A 17,629-nucleotide genomic window follows, 5' to 3' on the forward strand; every position below is an offset into this window, starting at 1 on the left:
CTCTGCGGAATCCGCTGCAGCGCAACGGGTACGAACGAGCAAGAGGCTGCCCGGTGAGTCGAGGGGGACCAGACACGGCCTAAGAGGGTGGCCGCACGACGACACGCGGGTGTGTGGCCATGCCACCAGGGTCAGGACGTTGCGACGCCGAGGAGTAGTCCACGCTCTACCTCAACCACCTGTGCTTGACAGCCATCCGCTCCCCCCAGGGAACCGAAGTGGATGTCCCCGTCGACGACCTGATAGCACACGCCACCAGGGACGAACTCGTCTACCGGCATCACTGGCTTCCCGGTGACATCGTGATCTGGGACAACAGGCGCGTGATGCACCGAGCGACACCGTTCAGCGCGATGGCACCGCGCGTGATGCACCGGATCACCGTGGCCCACAAAGTGTGATGCCGGGCGCTCTGCAGACCTCTGCTCGCCCTGACGGAAGGCTCGCGGCTGCGGGACCAGCGGGTCTCTCGGACGCCACGTCGCTCACTGGATGTGTTTCGCCTCCAAGACCTTGGATAACCACCCACGCACTCGTGCGGAACCACGAGCCGACCCCGCGGCAGCCCATACGACGGAGGAACCTTCCGCAGGTGGGCCCGGATGACGGGCAACGGCGCACCGGGGTGGGAGCCCAGGCGGGGCTTGCCCCGCAGCCGACAGGTGGTCGCCGACCGCATGCCCGTAGAGCCCGCTCAACGCGGTGATGACAGCGGCCAGCAGTAGCACCCAGCGGCGATACCGTACGGCGAACGGCGCAGGAGTCACTGGAATTTCGACCGGCACGCCGGCGCACTCACCCTCGGACACGTGCTCCACTGGGCCGCTGCGCAACGGGGACACTCCACGGCCGGCATACGGCGACGAGGCGTCGTGCGTCACCAGGCGGCGAGGGTCGAGGCCACCTGGGGGCGGCCCCAAGCCTGTGATCGCGCAGGCCGCGCCGAACCGAACGAGGTGGCCTCACAGGAGAACGGCAGCGCCGGTTACAGGGCCGTCGAGCGCTACGACGCGCCCGTCGCCACCGATCCGGGAAGCTCGCAGGTCAAGGGCTATTCCGTTGCTTTCTCCCCACGTGCCACTGGCATCCCATGACGGCGGAGGGGCGCCACCCCATCGACGTGCTATCGACAGCCTGTCGAGGCACTATCGCGGTGCTGAGGCGCACTCACCTCATGGGCTTACAAGATGACCTTGAGCGTTACCCGGGGACGGCGGTCGCGTTGAGGTAGCTGTAGCGATACATGTCGCATCATCCTTTTGTTGCATCAAAGGAGCACTATGCCCTTGTTCTCCCGGCTGACCCCTGCCGTGCTCTCCTTGGCGCTTCTCTCGGGTACGGCTGTAGCGTCGGCCAACGCCACAGCCGTAGCGGGCAACCACCCCGCGGACAGAACCGCCTGGCTGTGCAAGCCTGGTATGGCGGACAACCCCTGCAACCAGGACCTCACCGGCAACCCCCAACGCCCAGGCTCCGACGGCTCGTTCACGATGCGCTATCCGTCGGGTCAGACGGTGACGCTGGACGCCGAGCGGTCTCCGGCGAGCCGTAAGGAAGCCTTCGCCGGCCCCAAAAAGCCGTCGGTCGACTGCTTCTACGCCTACCCGACGGTGGACATGCTGGGCGTGAACGCCTCCCGCGCGTCCGAGGAGCAGCTGATGGCCGTGATGCTCGCCCAGGCGGCACGCTTCTCCGGGACGTGCCGAATGTTCGTCCCTATCTACCGGCAGGCGGCATTCACCGAGATCCTCTCCCTCGACAAGTCCGCCGCCCTCACCCGCGGCCAGGCGGACATCGACAGCGCCTGGCGGGACTACTGGAACCACGACAACATCGCCCCCCACACCCACCGGCACCGCGCAGTGGTGATCCTCGGCCACTCGCAGGGCGCCACCGCCCTGACAGCGATGATGCGCCGCGAGATCGACCCGAAGCCGGCCGTGCGCCGCCACCTCGTCTCGGCGATCCTGCTGGGCGGCGACGTCACCACTGAGTCGTTCCGCAACCTCCCCGCATGCACGCGGACATCCCGCCGTGAGCCCGTGCCGACCGGCTGCGTCGTGGCCTACTCCAGCTACGCCCAACGCCCCGGCCCCAAGGACATGTTCGGCCACACCACGTCGCCCAAGAACCACGTCCTCTGCGTCAACCCCGCCGCACTGCTCAACGGCACGCCCCCCACCCGACGGCAGCCGCTCGACGCCTACATGCCCACCCAGCGCACCCTCAACGGAAACCTCCTGAGCCCCAAGGGCAGCATGGGCACCGTACTGACCGGATTCAAGGTCCCCGACTCCGCCGCCGGATACGTCCACCACCCCAGCGCCCTGCAGGGCGAGTGCCAGCTCCGCAAGAGCGCCCACGGCGCCAGCAGCTGGCTCCAGGTCTCCGGCGACACCTCGGCATTCACCGAGCCGAACGCCAAGAGCCCGCTCAGCGGACTGCACGTGATCGACTTCAACGTCGCGCAGGGCAACCTCACACGGCTGGTCCACGCCCAGTCCACAGCGTGGCTGGCACGCCACCACTAGGCACTGTGCGGCGGGTCGTGTGCGCAGGCCGGCAATCACCTCGTTCCAGCCGGTATCCGGTATGGGGCGGCGTGACCTGTCGGACCAGGCGTGGGTTCGGTTGGGGCCACACCTGCCGAAGGGCGCGGGACCAGGGGGGTGTGGGAAGAGTCATCGCAGGGTGATCACCAGCGTTCTCTTCCGGCAGTAGACCGGTGTCCCGTGACGCGCTCCGCAAGATCCATCTGGTCGGTGTGGGCGACCGAGGTCCGCTCGCGTTCGTCATCACACCGAGCCAGTGGGGCGATGCTCCGCAACTGACCCCGGTCCTCGAACGCATCCGTGCCCCGCGTCCGGCCGCCGGTCATCCCGGCACGCGCCCCAGTCACCTGGGGGCGATAAGGCGTTCTCGCCCCGCGGCAACCGCTGGTGTCTACGGCGTCGATTGATGGGGTTATTTGAATTGGAATTTCCCATGGCCAGCCCGGTGGTTTGGGTGGCTGGGCACGACGGTTGGGAACGGCGGTCCGGGGCGGGCGACCTTCTCGCATAGGCGGCAACGGGTTGCGTGGGGCACTTAGGGTTCGATGACGAGGCGTTCGATGAGGCCGTCGCGGAGTGTGAACTGGTAGCGCAGATCGATGGTCCCGCCGGGGAAGTTGCCCTCGAGGTGGTGGGTGGCGATGTAGCGGGTTGCATCGGTCTGCTGGGCGCCGGTGAGGTGGATGGTGTGGGTGAATTCGGTGGCGGATCGGGTGAGCCACCCCTCAATCGCCTCGGTGCCCTCGTAGGTGTTGCCTTCGTCGATCACCGTGGCTTCGCCGGTGAACGCCGTGATTGCGGTGGCGGTGTCGTGGGCGCGGTGCGCTGTCAGATAGCCGGTGATCACCTCGGGCAGGATGTCCGGTGTGCTGGTTCGGGGCTGGTTGTCGTGCATGACGATCCTTGGGATGGTGGCGAGTTCAGACGGTGGGGGTGGTGCCGCCGTCGATGACGTGTTCGGCGCCGACGATGGCCGAGGCGCGGTCGGAGACGAGGAAGGCGACGAGCTCGGCGACCTCCTCGGGCCGGTTGGGACGGCCCAGCGGGATGCCGCCCAGGGAGTCCATGAGCCGGCCCAGCGCCGCTTCCTGGGTGATGTCTGCGTCGTGGGCGATCCGGGCGACGAGGTTGTCGGCAGCCGAGGTCTGCACGAAGCCGGGCGAGACGGTGTTGACGCGGACGCCGTGCGGGGCGACCTCGTTGGCCAGGCCCTTGCTGTAGGTGGCCAGGGCGGCCTTGGCGGCGGCGTAGGCCAGAGTTCCGTTCCACAGCGGCATGCGACGCTGGATCGAGGTGACGTGCACGACCGCACCCTTACCCTTAGCGATCATGCGCGGGAGGAGTGCGCGGTCCAGGCGGACCGCGGCCAGCAGGTTCGTGTTCAGCTCTCTGGCCCAGTCGTCCTCGCCGAGCGCCGCGAAGCCTCCAGCCGGCGACTCGGACCCGCCGAGGGTGTTGACCAGGATGTCGACGCCTCCCACGCGGGCGTCCACCTCGGCGGCCACGTGGGCTGCGCCCTGGGCGGTGGACAGGTCGGCGGTGATGAACGCCTTCTCCTCGACGTCTTCGGGGCGGCTGCGGGCCGTGACCAGCACGGTCGCGCCGGCCTGGGCGAGACGTCGGGCGATGGCGGCTCCGGTGCCCTTGGTGCCGCCGGTGACCAGAACGCGTCGGCCTTCGAGGGATTCGCTGAGGGATGTGGTCACGGTGTGCTCCGTTCCCGGGTGCGGGCGCAAAGCACCACTCCCGCCATGACTGCTAAAATAGAAGCTACTAACTTCGACTTTAGCAGTAACAGAGGGGATGGTCGCGGTGGCAAGCCGGATCAGGCTGGAGGACCGGGAGTGCCCGCTGTCCACGACGGTGGAACACGTCGGCGAGTGGTGGACGCTGCTGATCCTCCACGACGCCTTCGACGGCTACACACGCTTCGACCAGTTCCAGGAGAGCCTGGGCATCTCCTCCAGCATGCTCACCGCCCGGCTGAAAACGCTCGTCGCGGACGGGCTCCTGGAGCGCCGGCCCTACCAGACCAACCCCGTACGCCACGAGTACGTCCTCACCGAACTGGGGCGCTCCCTGCGACCGGTGATCGTCGCCCTGGCCGCGTGGGGCAACTCCCGCCTCACACCGGCCGAACGCAGCATGATCCTCATCAACGCGCACAGCGGCGAGGAAGTCGAGCCCGTCGTCGTCGACGCCAAGACCGGCCGCCGACTCGACGACAGCGCCACCTACGTCTTCACCGCAGGCCCCGCAGCCAGCGACGCCATGCGCCACCGCTACGCGACACGACCGACCACACCCGCGGAGGCGTAAGGCTGCCCCGGACAAGCATCGAACGGCCTTGAACAGGGCCGGAACGCACAGGTCGTACCTGATCGACCAGGCGCTGAAGCTCGCCGCCCTGAGGCTGGTCCGCCCGCTGTTTCACCAGCAGTGCCGGTCGGCCATGGCAGGCTGCACCGGCGGGCACGCCCGAACAGCTTGGCCGTTCAGGCGTCGAGCGAGGGCTTCGCAGGAGAGAGCTAGCACAATGAACACGACGTCAGCCGCCTGGCATTCCTACGGCAGCCTGCTGGGTTCCAGGTGTCATCGCCGCGTCGGCTCACTGGCCGGGCGGCTGCCATTCGATCATCAGAATCGTGGCGTCGTCGCTGAGTTCGTTGTGCCGATGGCCGAGGATCGCGTGGATGAGCAGGCGGAGCACCTCCGGGGCGTTCTGCCCGGCGGCGGTCGACCGGATGATGTAGTCGGTGAAACGCTCCAGGCCGAATTGCTCACCGCCCTCGTCGCGCGACTCCACTACGCCGTCGGTGTAGAGCAGTATCCGGTCACCGGGTTCCAGGCTGGCTTCGTGTACCTGCCGGGAGCCGCCGGCCGGGCTGGCCGGCAGACCCAGCGGAGGCTCGGAATCCTGCTCCAGGGCTTTGTCGAGCAGGCGCTGGCCGCGGATGAGCAACGGCGCCGGGTGACCGCAGTTGGACCAGTGCAGCACGCCGGTCGGCATGTGCAGCTGAGTGAAGATGCCGGTGCAGAACTGGTCCGGAAGCCACTTCGTCAGCGCCTGGTCGACTGCATCGACGAGTTCGGCCAGGTCCGCGCCCGTGCGACGGGCGTTGCGGCAGCCCGCCATGGCCACGGAGGTGGCAAGGCCGGACGCCAGGTCGTGGCCCATGCCATCGAGGATCGTGGCGTGCAGAAAGTCCTCGGTGAACGAATGGTCGAAGGCGTCGCCGCCCAGCCCGTACGCAGGTTCCAGGACCGCGGTCGACACCACCCGGCCGGTGCCGATCGAGCGCGGGGGCAGAAAAGCCCTCAGCATCTCCGTGTGCAGTTGCATCGGCCGAGTCCGCATGCGCTGCGCGAAGATGTCGCTGTAGGTGCGCTTGGAAGTGACGATCATGGCCAGGAGCGACGCCATCGTCCGGCAGCGCGAGAGTTTGATCCCGTCCAGTGTCTCCATACGGAGTTCCAGGACTCCCAGCCGCTCCGCTCCGTCGACCAGCGGCAGCCATATGGTCAGCCCGCCGGACGCGTCTTCCTCCATCCTCAGAGAGTTTGTCCGGTAGGCCCATCCGGCCAGGGAAGCGTCGACCTCCCGGTCCGGCTCACCCTCGACCAACGGCAGCAGCAGCCTCTGCTGGAGATCGGCCAGGTAGATGACGGCACGGCCCATACCCATGGCCTCGGCATATCGCTCCAGGACCGTCGGCAGTTCCGCAGGTGACGCCTGCTGGGCGCTCCTGACCAACTCCTCCAGCAGCCGTTCACCCTCTCCGGCCGACACACTCGCGCCTGCCATACGATCACCCCTGCCGCGCCGAGTCACCACCGTCGAAACGCCCGCACCTTGAGGTAACCCACACCTTGAGGTGGTCGGCCTGCTGCCTGATCACCTGGGTGGGGCGGCCGAGCCTGCGACGACGCGGGCCGCGCCGGGGACGTAGCACATGCAGGCGCACGGCCTGCGCCGTGGTGCCGTCCGGTCCTCCACCAGTCTGCTCCAGCCGGCGCCCGATCGCGCCCCGAGCACGGGCGCGTACGCACGTACGACGTCACCACCCGGCTCCGCAACGGCGGCAGCACGCTCGGCGTGCTGCCCGGAGGTGATCCCCCGGCGGCGTTCACCACCTCGCCGTCCCTGCCTTTCGATGTCCCGCGCGTCGGCGGGGACCGGCAGCACGTGATCGTTCTCCCTGGCGGCGCGCCGTGCCTCGTGGCCGGCGACGTCATGGGCCACGACATCGGTGCCGCACTCGCCGTGCACCAGCTCAGCAGCATGCTGCGCGCTGTCGCCCCACTCGGGGTCAGTCGGGTGGGGGCGGGCCCGTGGTGCGCTCTGTGAGGGTGTCGAGTTGGGCGGCGAGGTCGGGGTGGGTGGTGGTCAGGTGGGGACGGGTGGCGTTGAGAGGGGCGATGAGGTCGGCGGGGTCGTCGTGGGCGAGGGCCGCGTGGAGTTGGCTGAGCGAGTGGCGGGCGGCGGTGGGGAGGTCGGTGAGGGCGGTGATCTGGCCGGCGACGCGGCGCAGGTCGGCGGCGTTGCGGCGGGCCCATTCGGCTTGGGTGCGGTCGGCGGCGCGGCGTTCGCGGGTGGCCTGGACGCGTTGTTCGCCGGTGGTTCCGGCGGGGCCGGGCCGGTTGCGCAGGTAGCGGCGTTCGGCGGCCTGCCGGCTGGCGACGCCGAGGGGGTGGGCGAGGTCGGCCCAGCTGGCTCCCGCGTCACGGGCCGTTTCGATCAGCCCGGTCTCCCATGTGGCGAGCTGCTCGCGGACCTGCCGCAGCAGCAGCAGGGAGGCCAGGGCCTGCTCCGGTCCAGGGCCGGCGACAGCCGCGTCGGAGGTCTCTTGCCGGGCGGCGTACAGAGCGTCGTCCATGGCGTGCAGGGCCGCCGCGGCGGCAAGGAACGAAGCCGGGCTGCCGCCGTCGGCGCTGGACGGGGCCGGCTGTTCGGCTGCTGTCACGGGCACCTCCCTCAGCTTGTCATCGTCCGGACGACATTGCGATTGTCATCCAATGGATGACATGTTACAACGGTTTCAGTGAAGCGCATTGGCAGCAACTGCCCGAACCTGCTGGAGGTGTTTTCACGATGTTGATGCGCACTGACCCCTTCCGTGAGCTGGACCGGCTGACTCAGCAGCTGATGGGCCCGGGCACCTGGTCACGGCCGTCCCCGATGCCGATGGACGCCTACCGCGAGGGCGACGAGTACGTGGTGGCCCTCGACCTCCCCGGCGTCAGCGCGGACGCGATCGACATCGACGTCGAACGGAACATGCTGACCGTCAAGGCCGAGCGCCGACCCGTGGCGAAGGCCGACGACGTGCAGATGGAACTGTCGGAGCGGCCGCTGGGTGTCTTCTCCCGCCAGATCGTGCTGGCCGACACGCTGGACACCGAGCACATCAAGGCCGACTACGACGCCGGAGTGCTCACCCTGCGGATCCCGATCGCGGAACGCGCCAAGCCCCGCAAGATCTCCATCGGCGGCGGATCCGGCCGCAAGGAAATCTCCGGCTGAGCCGGGGCGACAAGGGCCCTGACAGCGGCGGAGGACGGGAAACCGGTCTCCCCCTCTCCCGTCCTCCGCGCCCCATCGACCGAGGAAGGGTGGCGGCCGACGTGACTGTGCGATGGGAAGCGTTCCTCGACCAGGTGCAGGAACGCGGTGAGTACGGCAGCCGGCAGGAAGCCGAGCGCGCGGCCCGTGTGGTGCTCGCCCTGCTGGGCGCGCATCTGGTCGGCGAGGTGCGGGCCCAGCTGGCGGCGCGTCTGCCGGAAGGCTTCGCCCTGATCCTCCTCAACCCGCTGCAGAGCGCCGAGCCGCTGCCACCGGAGCGGTTCGTAAGGGCCACGGCGGCCTGGATCGAGGGGGCCACCGAGCAGACCGCGGCATGGGACGTCAGCGCCGTTCTCAGCGCGGTCGCCGACGCGGCCGGCGACGACCTGCTGGGCCAGGTCCTGCTCCAGCTCCCCGTGGGCTACGACCTCCTCTTCGGCCGCCCCCAGCCCGCCTGACCACCCGCACACCCGGTGCCCGCACACCGGCACCACCATCCCGGCGACAGAAAGGCAACCACCGCAGTGATCTCCGACCCGCGTACACCACTGCAACAGCTGCCCGTGATGACGTACGAGCAGATGCTGGAGAAGGTCCGCTACGAAGGCGCCTACCCCACCCGCGAGCGGGCCGAGGAAGCCGTCCGGCTGGTCCTCGCGGGACTGGGACGCCAGCTGACGGGCGACGAACGCGTCGAACTTGCCGCCCGCCTCCCCTTCGAAGCAGCACGCGTCCTCACCGCACAGATCCCCGACACCCAGCCCCTGACCGGCTGGGCCTTCGTCAAGGATCTCGCCGCCCGCACCGGCGCCTCCCTGGCCACCACCCGCTGGGACACCGGAGCCGTATTCTCCGCCGTCGCCGCCCTGGCCGGCCCCGACCTCCCCACCCGCATTCTGCGCCAGCTCCCCTCCGGCTACGCGCTGCTGTTCGGCCGCGCCGAACTCACCCCGCCGCCTGAGCGCGCCGTGTCCATCCGGCGCCAAGCACGTTCGTCACTGTGACGCGTACACGGGTTGCAAAGACCCCACGGGAGTCGTGCCGCGGGCGCCAGGGCTGCAGATACCCGTTCCCCCTTCCTGGCCGTCAATCGAAGCCGGCATGGCCTCTGCCGAGCACAGGCAGGCGGCGGCACCGCTGAAACCGCCCGCTCACCGAATTGACGGCAGCGACCAGCACTCTGGCAACAGGCCCTGAATCAATGGCGGCTTGAGCGTCACGTAGTTCCCCGGCGGAGGCACCTCCGTCGGGGCCGGTGCGCAGGTTGGCGGTATCGATGCACCGGCGATGGTTGATTTGCCCGCGCGGGTCAGTCAGCGAACCTCCAGGTGGCCACGTGCGCAGGGTCGTCAACTCTGCGGTGTGATGCCCAAGGAGCGGATGAGCTGGGCCAGTTCTTCGCGGAAGAGCTTTTGCGGGTGGAGGGCTTGGGTCTGGAGGTGGCCGTAGATCTCCAATGACACCAGGCCGTGCAGGTGGCTCCAGATGCGCAGGGCGAGGGCCACGGCGGCCGGGGGTAGGTCGGGGAAGGCCGGACGGACCTTGTCCAGCAGGCCGGGGTCGAAGTCAGACCACGCGAAGTCGCTGTTGTTGTAACGGAGTTCGGCGTGCGGCCAGGCAGCGGCCGCGAGTGCAGTGATGCCGGTGCAGACGCGGTGGGCGGCTTCCGGGGCGGCGCCGCCCTCGGGGGGCCGGTAGCCGGGGACGGGGTCGCCGTAGATGAGGCGGAAGCCCTCCGGGTTGGCCAGTGCCCAGTTCCTGAAGGCGTGGGCCCATGCTTCGATCCGGGCGGCCGGGTCCTGGACGGGAGCGGTGTTCCAGGCGGCGTCCACGATGTCGGCCAGTGAGGTGTAGACGTTGTTGATCAGCGTGGTGACCAGGTCGTCGCGGGTGGCGAAATAGCCGTAGATGGCGTTGGCTGTCATGCCCATCTCGCGCGCGATGGCCCTCAGCGTGATCGCATCAGGCCCTCCCGAGGCCATCAACTCCAGCGCGACCTTCTTGATCTCGGCGGTCGTCTCGGCCCGCAGCCGCTCACGGCGCCCCTTGATGTTTCCCACGCTTCCCATGACTGCTCACTCTACAGCGTCACCCTACTGGGGGCCGTATGAAAACTTCACGGCGTATAGTCTCTGCGTGTTGTGAAGAGACGGCATGTGAGCAGCTACCAAGGGGAGAGCCATGCGCATTGGAGTCATCGGGGCCACAGGCGGCATCGGCAGTCGCGTCGTCACTGAAGCCCTCGAACGGGGACACCACGTCACGGCCTTCAGCCGCGACGCCACGCAGATCGACGAGGACCGGAAGAACGTCGTGTGGAAGAGCGTCGACGTCCTCGACGCCGACAGCGTCGCCGCTGTCATACCCGACCTCGACGTGCTGATCAGCGGATTCCAGCCCGGCAACGCCGCCAAAGACATCGCCGACACCGTGGCCCGCTCAATCGCCGATCCCACGGCGTACGCCACCGCCGCGCGAGCACTCCTGAAGGCGTTGGAGAGTCACCCACGGACCCGGCTCATCGTCATCGGCGGCGCCGGCAGCCTGGAGATCGAGCCCGGAGTCGTACGCGCCGACTCCGACGAACTCCTACACGAGGCCCTCGACGCGATCGGCTTGCCCAGGGGGTACGCCGCCGCGGTGCGCGGCCACCGGGATGCCCTGAACGTCCTGCGCATCTCCAACCGGCTGTGGACCTACTTCAGCCCCGCGGAGGACATCGCGCCAGGTGAACGCACGGGCCGGTTCAGGATCGGCGGCGACCAGGCTGTCCTCGACGCTGACGGGCGCAGCCGGATCTCCATGGAGGACGCTGCCGTCGCCCTCGTAGACGAGGCGGAGCTGCCACGCTTCGTCCAACGCCGCTTCACCATCGGCTACTGACCGACGCCGTTCGGGCCAACGCCGCCTCCGCCGGCGGCCCTGAGGAAGTGCGCCGCCGCACCGGTGTACCGGTTACCCATCGAGACACGTTCGATATTTCCCATGGGGAAGTCCATGAACTTCCCCATGGGAAATATCGTGACCGTTCACGCCGCGGGAGGCCAACCTCGCCGGTCTTGAGCCGGTTGTGGTGATGGCTCGCCTTGCCGGGCCCCCTTGCGTGGCACTGCTGTCGAGGGCAAGAAGATCGAAGCCTTGGCCAGGGCGGTGACCACTCTGCATGAGGCCGTGCCTTCCGATGTCGTCTGCAAGATCCCACTCAGGCCGGGCGCCAAGGCGATCTCCTCGGCCACCTTGATGAGTGGGCGGTGACGGTTCGGCCTCAAGCCGGCGGACCGGTGAGGCCGGCCATGGACGCCGGGGACGAGCCGTCCGCTGGCCTGCGCCCTCGCGACGTCGGACGGACGACCATCGCGGCGCTGCTGTTCTGCATTGCCTTCGGCCTGTCGGTGGACTCCCAGCGGAGCGTGCACGGCTGCCGCAATCGACCGGCCAGACGATCGCCCGCTGCGCCGCAATGACCGACAGTTCCTCACCCCGCACACGGGCCAGGCGACGGGCCACGTCCGACTCCCGTCCTCTGGCTCGAGGTTTGGTGATCGCGGTCGCCGTGGGGTGATTCCGTCTCAGTCTGGGATGGCGGCGTCGACCAGGGCGGCGGCTACGGTGCGGGCCGCTGTTTCGGCGCTGGGGTCACGGTCCAGCCAGGCGCTGATCCCGGCGCCGTCGTAGAGCAGTACCAGTTGGTGGGCGAGTGACTTCGCGTCCTCGGCGCCTGCCTGCTGGGCGAGGCCGAAGAACAGCTCATGCAGCCAGGTGCGGTAGTCCTGCGCGGCCTGCTCGACGACGCCGCCGGGTGGGGCATCGGCACTCGCGCTGATGAACGCACAGCCACGGAATCCCGGCTCGACGAACGACAGACCCTGCACCTCGAACGCGCCGACCAGGCGCTCCTTCGGGCTGTCGTAACGGGTCTCGAGTTCGTGTGCCATGCGCTCGGCGGTCGCAGCGTGCCGTGCCTGCAGGTAGGCGCGGACCAGGCCGTCCTTGCTGCCGAACGCGCTGTACAGCGTGGCTTTCGCGACTCCGGCGTGCTCGATGACGCGATCGATCCCGACCGACTGGACACCCTCGGCGTAGAAGAGCTCGTTGGCGGCGGCCAGCAGCCGCGCCCGCGCCGCCGCACTGCGTGCCTTCGGTGACAGCACCTTCTCAGACATACCCGCATGATAGCAGACAGGTCTGTCTGTCTTTGATTGATCGCGCGCTCCCATTGACATATCCAGACAGGTCTGTCTAGGTTGGAAGTGTTACCAGACAGACCGGTCTGGATAGCAATTTTGAAAGGTGCATCCCATGTCTGTGGAGCACGAAAACCTCGACCTGCACCCCATTTACGCCCTGGTCACCGGGGCCACGTCTGGCATCGGCCGGGCGGTCGCCAAGCGGCTCGCTGCCGATGGAATGTCCGTCGTCGTGGCCGGCCGCAACGCTCAGCGAGGCGCCGAGACCGTCGACGAGATCACCGCGGCCGGCGGCCATGCCCGGTTCGTCGAGGCGGACCTTGAGGACCCGGCCGGCATCGACCGGCTCGCCGGCGAGGTCGGCGAGATCGACGTCCTGGTCAACAACGCCGGGCAAGCCATCTGGGCACCGACCGAGGAGATGAAGGTCGCCGAGTACGACGCGATGTTCGCCAGCAATGTCCGCGCGCCGTTCTTCCTCGTCGCCGCGTTCGCCCCGGCGATGGCGGCGAAGGGGTCGGGCAGCGTGATCAACATCGGCAGCATGGCCGGCAGCCTCGGCCTGGCCACCGGCGCCGCGTACGGCGCGACCAAGGCCGCGTTGGCGTCACTGACACGGGGCTGGACCGCCGAGTACAGCGGCCGCGGCGTCCGCTTCAACACCGTCGCCCCCGGCCCGGTCTACACCCGGCCCGAGGCCCGCGACCTGTTCGACGCGCTCGCCGAGACCACCGCGATGAAGCGCGCTGCCGAGCCCGCCGAGATCGCCGAGGTCGTCGCCTTCCTCGTCTCGCCGAAGGCCGGCTACGTCACCGGCGCGACCGTCGCCGTCGACGGCGGCCGCACCGCCATCTGAACCTGTCTGCCCTGAGAGGCACACACTCATGAGCGACACCGGTACGGACTCGGCGTCGACGCCGTCGACGCTGAGAAATTCGCACACTTCTAGACCGAGGCACTCGGGCGGGACGTCGCCTCAGGCGCGAGCACCGAATTCGCCACACTCGGCCCGAACGGGCCACTTCAGTAAAGAACCGGCTCCACCTCGACCTCATCAGCCCCACCTTCGAGGCCGAGTCCGAGCGAACGCGTCCGCCACCAGGCCACCCGGCAGCACAGAAGCACAGGAGTTGAAATGAACAAGCCCGTTATTCTGATCACCGGAGCGCTCAGCGGCATCGGCCGCGCCGCCGCCGTCGCCTTCGCCAAGAAGGGCGCAAAGGTGGTCGTTGCCGGTCGACGCGATGAGGCCGGCAAGGCGCTCGCCGAGGAGCTGCGCTCTTTCGGTTCCGAGGCCGAGTTCATCAACGCGGACGTCCGCAAGGAGGATGACCTCCGCGCTCTGGTCGACGAGACCGTCGCACAGTTCGGTCGTCTCGATGTCGCGGTGAACAATGCCGGCACCGAAGGCAAGGTCGGCCCGATCACGGACCAGACCGCGGAAACCTATGCCGCGACGTTCGACACGAATGTTCTCGGCGTGATCCTGAGCATGAAGCACGAAGTGCGCGTCATGCAGGGACAGGGCAGCGGAACCATCATCAACATCTCCTCGACCTACGGGCACGAGGGTGCGGCGGGAGCCTCCCTCTATGCCGGCAGCAAGCATGCCGTCGAAGGCATCACCAAGTCCGTGGCGCTCGAGGTCGCCAAGTCCGGAATCCGCGTGAACGGCGTGGCGCCTGGCCCTACAGACACTGGCATGCTGACCCGTTTTACCGGCATACCGGAGAACAAAGCGGCTCTGGTGGCGGATGTTCCGTTGGGTCGCCTCGGCCTCCCGAAGGAGCTTGCCGACGCGATCGTCTTCCTTGCATCGGACGAAGCCTCATTCATCACCGGGCACATCCTCAACGTCGACGGCGGTCACACCGCCAACTGACCTGTCCAGGCAGGGATGTTCGCGTTCGCCTCGCTTCGGTTGGTTGACCAGACCGTGAGTGAAACAGCTCCGAACAGGTCGATCGGCCCACCTACCCATCACTTCGCGCCGAGGAGGCGTACGGCGATGCTGCGATACACACACGACACGGTTCCGTCCCAGTTCGTAGAAGCCGGCGGGGTCCGGTACGCCTACCGGCGCTTCGGTGAGCCCAACGGCACCCCGCTGGTGTTCTTCCAGCACTTCATGGGCAATCTCGACGACCACGACTCAGCTCTGACCGATGCCTTCGCCCAGGAGCGGGAAGTCATCCTCTTCAACAACGCCGGCGTCGCCTCCAGCGGCGGCCGGACTCCCGACACCATCGAGCAGATGGCGCGGGACGCCGGTACGTTCATCCATGCCGTCGGCCTTACCGTCATCGACATCCTTGCCCACTCCATGGGTGGTCTGGTGGGGCAGCAGGTCGCCCTCGACCGCCCCGAACTGGTGCGCAAACTGATCCTGGTCGGAACCGCGCCCCGCGGCGGCCAGGGCCTGGGAGCCATGCCCCCCGAGACCGAGGCACTCTTCTTCGAGACATACGACCGGCAGGAGGACATGTGGCTGCCCATCCTCTTCTCTCCCTCCAAGGAGAGCCAGGCCGCAGGCCGCTCCTACGTCGAGCGGATCACAGCCCGTCTCGACCGCGACGCGCCCGTCGCCCCGGAGGCCGTACAGGCCCAGGCGGCAGCGATCGGCACCTGGGGCGCGCGCATGGACGACACCTATGGCTACCTGGCCGGCCTCAAGCAGCCCACCCTCGTCGTCAACGGCAACAACGACATCATCGTCCCCACCGTCAATTCCTATCTGCTGCAGCAGCACGCCCCCAACGCCCAGCTCATCCTCTACCCCGACGCCAACCACGGCGCTCATCACCAGTACCCCGAGCTGTTCGTCAAGCACGCCAAACTCTTCCTCGACTCCGAGTAGGAGTCGGCGAGGCGTGGATCAGCCACGTGCGCTTTGCGGCAGGGTGGGTGCCAGTCAATCGACATGGTGAGGGGCGAGGGGATGCAGCGGCTACCTCGTGGAGGACGACATGACTGACCACATGACTACTCCCGAACAGAACAAGGCACTGGTGTTGGAAGCGTTCGACACGCTGTTCAACAAACGTGACTACGTCGCCGCCGAAGATTTCTGGTCCGAGCGCTACATCCAGCACAGCGCGCACATCGCACCAGGACGCGCGGGTCTGTTCGACCTGATCCGCTCGTTGCCGGACACCCTGCGCTACGAGCACCAGCTCGCCCTCGCCGAAGGCGATCACGTCATGCTCTACGGCCGCTTCAGCGGCAATGGCAGCCCCGCCGCCTCGGTGGCGGCCGACGTGGTGCGCATCGAAAACGGCAAGCTCGCCGAACACTGGGACGTCCTACAGGATGAGGCGACCCGCGCCGAGTCCGCCAGCGGCCTGCCGATGTTCGGTGACCACTTCCCGCCCGACCGCTAACCGGCCCCGTCGCATGAGATTTCCGCTCACGACGACGACCGCCCGCGGCTCGTCGCGAGCCGACTCGCCCCGCTCAGGTAGACGACCTCCCCACCCGGCGGACGCCGGCCGGTGCGTGGGGCGCTGGGCGTACGGGTCATGGCCATTCGCCTCCCGACCACATGGCGGTTCCAAGTGGCCGTCACCGGACCGCGCGGACGGTCAGAACTGTGACGCAGCCCGGCTCGTCGGCAGGCCCTTATCGGGACACGCCCCGCCGGCCCGGTGCCGGCACGCACCCTCCCCGGTCAGCGGGGGCGACACAGCTGAGACAAGACACCCCGGCCAGAAATCTCATGAGTCAGACCCCGCCCCGGGACGGCACCCGCCCATTCCCCCAGCAGGACAGCCACGGCGTGGGCACGCTGCCACAGCACGCCCATATCGACTGCGGGAGCAACAGAAAAGGCCACCGAAGCAACCCATTATGAAGAACAAGGCAAGTTGGTCATACGCTTACAGGCGATCTCGATCAACTGGCTGGTACACAAGTTAAGTTTCCGCCCTGACCATCCGATGCCGAACGCTCACTGCCCCCTCACCTCAGGTCCGGTCTTGATACAAAGCCCGGCCCGCGGGCAGTCCGCGACGCCGAGCTGACCGGGCAGATCGCCAAGATCCACGAGAAGTCGCGCGGCACCTACGGATTCCCGCCGCGTCCACGCGGTCCTCAAAGACCAGGGCATCGCCTGCGGCCGCCGACGCATCGCCCGACTGATGCGGAACGCCGGCCTACAGGGCCGCCACCGCAGCCGACGGCACGTGACCACCGTCCCCAACCCGCGGGCCGCCACCCGGCCCGACCTCATCGCCCGGGACTTCACCCCCGACCTGGCCGGTCTCGACACCCACTGGTGCGGCGACATCACCTAGGCAGTTTCGTTTGGATCAGCTGGTCGTTGGTCCGGGTGTGCCGTTAACAGATGCGCAGTGGGCGCGGATCGAGCCGTTGCTTCCGGACCGGACGCCGAAGCGGGGTGGACGCTGGCGTGATCACCAGGAGGTGATCGACGCGATCGCCTTCAAGTTCCAGACCGGAACGCAGTGGGTCCACCTGCCGGAGAAATACGGCAACTGGAGAGGTGTCTACAACCGGTTGCGGATGTGGGCCCTCGACGGCACCTGGGAGCGAGTGTTCACCGCGCTGATGGCTCAGGCCGACGCGGACGAGGACCTGACCTGGGCCGTGTCGGTGGACTCCACGATCGTGCGAGCTCACCAACACGCGGCAGGGGCCCGCAAAAAGGGGCCCCTGCCAAAGAACCGGCCGACCATGCCATCGGCCGGTCCCGCGGCGGGCTGAGCACGAAGATCCACCTGGCAGCCGATGCTCGCTGCCGACCCCTCGCGTTCGTTCTCACCGCTGGACAGGCCGGCGATGCACCCGCTTTCACGGACGTGATGGCCCGCTTGCGCGTTCCCCGCCGCCGCGGAAGGCCGCGGACCAGGCCGGACGTGGTCCTGGCGGACAAGGCGTACTCCTCACGCGCCATCCGCGACCACCTGCGCAATCGCGGCATCCGGACGGTGATCCCGGTTCCGGCCGACCAGCGTGGGCACCGGCTGCGACGTGGCAGCCAGGGCGGCAGGCCGCCGGCTTTCGACCGTGAGACCTACAAAGCAGCGCAACACCGTCGAGCGGTGCATCAACCGCCTCAAGCAGTGGCGAGGAATCGCCACCCGCTACGAGAAGACCGCAACCATCTACCTGGCCGGACTCCACATCGCAGGCATCTTCCTCTGGTCAGCCCGGTGATCCAAACGAAACTGCCTAAGCTGCTGTGCTGCCCGCAAGTCCCGACAGCCACTCGTCTCCGCGCTCGGAGTGCTGGCCGCCGTGGGTGTCGCCCTGCTCCTGCCCGCATGGCTGTGCACGCGACTTATGGTTCCGGCTCAACTTCTGTGGTG

17 protein-coding genes and 3 pseudogenes are annotated in these 17,629 nt (G+C 68.1%); 14 read left to right on the forward strand and 6 right to left on the reverse strand.

The genetic code is table 11. The features are described 5' to 3' along the window. Window positions 1-218 precede the first annotated feature (218 nt). The 3 genes and pseudogenes from WAB15_RS01315 to WAB15_RS01325 all read left to right on the forward strand — a co-directional run. Window positions 219-401, forward strand: a complete 183-nt coding sequence (locus tag WAB15_RS01315; protein ID WP_407284946.1) for a TauD/TfdA dioxygenase family protein — start codon at window positions 219-221, stop codon at window positions 399-401. A gap of 1,017 nt (window positions 402-1,418) precedes the next feature. Continuing rightward, a complete protein-coding gene (locus WAB15_RS01320) occupies window positions 1,419-2,531 on the forward strand; it encodes a DUF3089 domain-containing protein (RefSeq protein ID WP_407284947.1) in 1,113 nt (370 codons plus the stop codon). A 61-nt stretch (window positions 2,532-2,592) separates the two neighbouring features. Further along, window positions 2,593-2,955, forward strand: a pseudogene (locus WAB15_RS01325) (hypothetical protein); the annotation flags it as partial. A 132-nt stretch (window positions 2,956-3,087) separates the two neighbouring features. Here the strand turns inward: WAB15_RS01325 and WAB15_RS01330 are convergent. Then, the gene (locus WAB15_RS01330) at window positions 3,088-3,447 is read right to left on the reverse strand and encodes a nuclear transport factor 2 family protein (protein ID WP_407284948.1); all 360 of its coding nucleotides are present in this window, start codon (window positions 3,445-3,447) and stop codon (window positions 3,088-3,090) included. 25 nt (window positions 3,448-3,472) lie between these two features. After that, window positions 3,473-4,258 (reverse strand): SDR family oxidoreductase, encoded by a 786-nt coding sequence (locus WAB15_RS01335; RefSeq protein ID WP_407284949.1) that lies wholly within the window; start codon window positions 4,256-4,258, stop codon window positions 3,473-3,475. Between the two features lie 97 nt (window positions 4,259-4,355). On the opposite strand from WAB15_RS01335, the gene WAB15_RS01340 reads away from it, so the two are divergent. Continuing rightward, window positions 4,356-4,871 carry a winged helix-turn-helix transcriptional regulator gene (locus WAB15_RS01340; RefSeq protein ID WP_399148138.1) on the forward strand — a complete coding sequence of 172 codons (516 nt, stop codon included), beginning with the start codon at window positions 4,356-4,358 and terminating at the stop codon, window positions 4,869-4,871. Window positions 4,872-5,160: 289 nt separating this feature from the next. Here the strand turns inward: WAB15_RS01340 and WAB15_RS01345 are convergent, their stop codons facing one another. Both WAB15_RS01345 and WAB15_RS01350 read right to left on the reverse strand, forming a co-directional pair. Beyond that, a complete protein-coding gene (locus tag WAB15_RS01345) occupies window positions 5,161-6,357 on the reverse strand; it encodes a PP2C family protein-serine/threonine phosphatase (RefSeq protein ID WP_407284950.1) in 1,197 nt (398 codons plus the stop codon). Between the two features lie 505 nt (window positions 6,358-6,862). Beyond that, window positions 6,863-7,516: a type III effector protein gene (locus tag WAB15_RS01350; RefSeq protein WP_407284951.1), complete on the reverse strand. Its 654-nt coding sequence runs from the start codon at window positions 7,514-7,516 to the stop codon at window positions 6,863-6,865. 128 nt (window positions 7,517-7,644) lie between these two features. Between WAB15_RS01350 and WAB15_RS01355 the strand changes: the two genes are divergently transcribed. The 3 genes from WAB15_RS01355 (at window position 7,645) to WAB15_RS01365 (ending at window position 9,119) form a co-directional block, all read left to right on the forward strand. After that, window positions 7,645-8,076, forward strand: coding sequence for an Hsp20/alpha crystallin family protein (locus WAB15_RS01355; protein ID WP_407284952.1), 432 nt, complete (start codon window positions 7,645-7,647; stop codon window positions 8,074-8,076). Window positions 8,077-8,177: 101 nt separating this feature from the next. Beyond that, window positions 8,178-8,573, forward strand: a complete 396-nt coding sequence (locus tag WAB15_RS01360) for a DUF2267 domain-containing protein (protein WP_407284953.1) — start codon at window positions 8,178-8,180, stop codon at window positions 8,571-8,573. Window positions 8,574-8,639: 66 nt separating this feature from the next. After that, complete coding sequence (locus WAB15_RS01365) at window positions 8,640-9,119, forward strand: DUF2267 domain-containing protein (RefSeq protein ID WP_407284954.1); 480 nt, start codon at window positions 8,640-8,642, stop codon at window positions 9,117-9,119. A gap of 345 nt (window positions 9,120-9,464) precedes the next feature. Here WAB15_RS01365 and WAB15_RS01370 read toward each other — a convergent pair whose 3' ends face one another. Continuing rightward, entirely contained in the window at window positions 9,465-10,184 is a 720-nt protein-coding gene (locus tag WAB15_RS01370) for a TetR/AcrR family transcriptional regulator (protein ID WP_407284955.1), read from the reverse strand. 112 nt (window positions 10,185-10,296) lie between these two features. On the opposite strand from WAB15_RS01370, the gene WAB15_RS01375 reads away from it, so the two are divergent. After that, window positions 10,297-10,998 carry an NAD(P)-dependent oxidoreductase gene (locus WAB15_RS01375; RefSeq protein WP_407284956.1) on the forward strand — a complete coding sequence of 234 codons (702 nt, stop codon included), beginning with the start codon at window positions 10,297-10,299 and terminating at the stop codon, window positions 10,996-10,998. 686 nt (window positions 10,999-11,684) lie between these two features. Here the strand turns inward: WAB15_RS01375 and WAB15_RS01380 are convergent. Next, window positions 11,685-12,278 (reverse strand): TetR/AcrR family transcriptional regulator, encoded by a 594-nt coding sequence (locus WAB15_RS01380; RefSeq protein ID WP_407284957.1) that lies wholly within the window; start codon window positions 12,276-12,278, stop codon window positions 11,685-11,687. A gap of 136 nt (window positions 12,279-12,414) precedes the next feature. Here WAB15_RS01380 and WAB15_RS01385 point away from each other — a divergent pair, with 136 nt between their 5' ends. From WAB15_RS01385 to WAB15_RS01410, 6 genes and pseudogenes are all read left to right on the forward strand, one after another. Beyond that, a complete protein-coding gene (locus WAB15_RS01385; RefSeq protein ID WP_407284958.1) occupies window positions 12,415-13,158 on the forward strand; it encodes an SDR family NAD(P)-dependent oxidoreductase in 744 nt (247 codons plus the stop codon). Window positions 13,159-13,437: 279 nt separating this feature from the next. Further along, window positions 13,438-14,184, forward strand: a complete 747-nt coding sequence (locus WAB15_RS01390) for an SDR family NAD(P)-dependent oxidoreductase (RefSeq protein WP_407284959.1) — start codon at window positions 13,438-13,440, stop codon at window positions 14,182-14,184. 126 nt (window positions 14,185-14,310) lie between these two features. Next, complete coding sequence (locus WAB15_RS01395) at window positions 14,311-15,159, forward strand: alpha/beta hydrolase (protein WP_407284960.1); 849 nt, start codon at window positions 14,311-14,313, stop codon at window positions 15,157-15,159. A 109-nt stretch (window positions 15,160-15,268) separates the two neighbouring features. Further along, window positions 15,269-15,682: an ester cyclase gene (locus WAB15_RS01400; RefSeq protein WP_407284961.1), complete on the forward strand. Its 414-nt coding sequence runs from the start codon at window positions 15,269-15,271 to the stop codon at window positions 15,680-15,682. A 699-nt stretch (window positions 15,683-16,381) separates the two neighbouring features. After that, window positions 16,382-16,468: pseudogene (locus tag WAB15_RS01405) on the forward strand (IS3 family transposase); the annotation flags it as partial. Window positions 16,469-16,613: 145 nt separating this feature from the next. Beyond that, window positions 16,614-17,477: pseudogene (locus WAB15_RS01410) on the forward strand (IS5 family transposase). The last annotated feature ends 152 nt before the right edge of the window (window positions 17,478-17,629 follow it).

The organism is Streptomyces sirii (genome assembly GCF_045690365.1).
GTDB lineage: Bacteria > Actinomycetota > Actinomycetes > Streptomycetales > Streptomycetaceae > Streptomyces > Streptomyces sirii.

Coding starts and splice junctions, on each gene's coding strand:
- WAB15_RS01320 (WP_407284947.1), top strand. CDS start 1,419: ATGGCGGACAACCCCTGCAACCAGGACCTCACCGGCAACCCCCAACGC.
- WAB15_RS01330 (WP_407284948.1), bottom strand. CDS start 3,447: ATGCACGACAACCAGCCCCGAACCAGCACACCGGACATCCTGCCCGAG.
- WAB15_RS01340 (WP_399148138.1), top strand. CDS start 4,356: ATGGTCGCGGTGGCAAGCCGGATCAGGCTGGAGGACCGGGAGTGCCCG.
- WAB15_RS01345 (WP_407284950.1), bottom strand. CDS start 6,357: ATGGCAGGCGCGAGTGTGTCGGCCGGAGAGGGTGAACGGCTGCTGGAG.
- WAB15_RS01355 (WP_407284952.1), top strand. CDS start 7,645: ATGTTGATGCGCACTGACCCCTTCCGTGAGCTGGACCGGCTGACTCAG.
- WAB15_RS01370 (WP_407284955.1), bottom strand. CDS start 10,184: ATGGGAAGCGTGGGAAACATCAAGGGGCGCCGTGAGCGGCTGCGGGCC.
- WAB15_RS01375 (WP_407284956.1), top strand. CDS start 10,297: ATGCGCATTGGAGTCATCGGGGCCACAGGCGGCATCGGCAGTCGCGTC.
- WAB15_RS01380 (WP_407284957.1), bottom strand. CDS start 12,278: ATGTCTGAGAAGGTGCTGTCACCGAAGGCACGCAGTGCGGCGGCGCGG.
- WAB15_RS01385 (WP_407284958.1), top strand. CDS start 12,415: ATGTCTGTGGAGCACGAAAACCTCGACCTGCACCCCATTTACGCCCTG.
- WAB15_RS01390 (WP_407284959.1), top strand. CDS start 13,438: ATGAACAAGCCCGTTATTCTGATCACCGGAGCGCTCAGCGGCATCGGC.
- WAB15_RS01395 (WP_407284960.1), top strand. CDS start 14,311: ATGCTGCGATACACACACGACACGGTTCCGTCCCAGTTCGTAGAAGCC.
- WAB15_RS01400 (WP_407284961.1), top strand. CDS start 15,269: ATGACTGACCACATGACTACTCCCGAACAGAACAAGGCACTGGTGTTG.